General features: G+C 73.4%; 2 protein-coding genes. Both read left to right on the top strand.

Annotated elements, in window-relative coordinates; genetic code table 11:
- Positions 1–587 (top strand): hypothetical protein (locus AC27KI_RS24900; RefSeq protein WP_487116461.1); only part of this gene is annotated, 587 nt, incomplete at its 5' end.
- Between the two features lie 61 nt (positions 588–648).
- A complete protein-coding gene (locus tag AC27KI_RS24895; protein ID WP_487091199.1) occupies positions 649–1,206 on the top strand; it encodes a hypothetical protein in 558 nt (185 codons plus the stop codon).
- The last annotated feature ends 161 nt before the right edge of the window (positions 1,207–1,367 follow it).

Here is a 1,367-nt window from a genome sequence, read left to right as displayed (position 1 = left end):
CCAGGCCCCCCGCCGCCGAGCAGTCCGCGACTGCGAGCGGCCGGCTGCAGCGCTGGCTGCCCAACCCGAACGGCGAGGCGGACGGCCTGCTGCTGCAGGATGGCACGCAGATCGCCTTCCCGCCCCACCTGTCGGAGTCCCTCACCGCATGGCTGCGCCCCGGCGACCCGTTGGAGGTGACCGGCTGGCACCGTCCCGACGCGCCCGTGCTGCGCGCCGAGACCTTCCAGTCGCAGGGCCGCACGGTGCAGGACACGCCGCCCACCCCCGGCCAGCGCCCCCCGCCGCCGCCACGCGAAGCCTTGACGGCCCTGCAGGCCAATGGCCGCGTGGCCCAGGTGCTGTTCAACAGCCGCGGCGATGCGCATGGCCTGCTGCTGGAAGACGGCGTCGTCGTGCGCTTTCCGCCCCACATGGGCACGTCGGTCGCGGCGCTGCTCAAGCCCGGCGCCACCGTGGCGGTGCGCGGCTGGGGCACCCGCAACGCGCTGGGCACCGGCATGGAAGCGGCGCAGATGGGCGCCACGCCGGACACCCTGCAGGACATGCTGGGCGGCCCGATCGGCGCCCCGGCACTGCGCCCATGAGGCCGCCGCCCGGCCCGCTTCATACACCCGTTTCTTCTTTCCTCACCCATTCGGAGACACCATGAGCAAACCCCAGGAAATGATCGACGTCTGGTCCCTCGAAGGCCAGTTCCAGCATGCCCTCTACAGCCCGCGCGGCGACGTCGAGGGCGTGATGATCGACGTGGACGGCGTGCCTGCGCAGTTCGTGTTCGGCAAGCACGACGACCGTGCGGCACGGTCCTTCGAGGCCCTGCGCGCCGGCCAGACGGTGGTCGTCGATGGCACCGTGGCGCCACCGCCACCCCACGGCGAGGCCGCGCACGAGGTCTATGCGTTCGAGCGGCTGGTGTCCATCGACGGCCAGGCGTTCGCGCCGGACGACGCACCGCGCCAGGTGAAAGGCCATGTGGCGCACCTGCACCACGCCCGGCACGGCGAGCCCAACGGCGTGGTGCTGGACACGGGCGATTTCGTCCACACGCGACCCGATGGCTTTGCCCGGCTGCACCTGAAGCCGGGCGATGCGGTGACGGCCGAGGGCCCCGCCCGGCCCTTGCGCGGCAGCACCGGCGCCCACGTGATCGAGGCGCACACCGTCAACGGCCACGCCGTGCCGGGCAAACCCGCCAAGCCGTGACGCCATGACCGCCGCGCACACCGCCCCTGGCGCGCTTTCCGCGCCCACTTCGCCCGCATCGCCGCCCGCCCGCACGGGCGTTGCGGCCGGGGCTTCCCTGACCGCCCTGGCCTGGATGGCGTTCTTCATGGCGGACGTGCGCGACGGGCTCGGCCGTCCTC

This window comes from Acidovorax sp. KPB24-03, assembly GCF_057546605.1.
The sequence above is the reverse complement of the archived record's forward strand: the minus strand, read 5'-3'. Positions and strand labels throughout refer to the sequence as shown.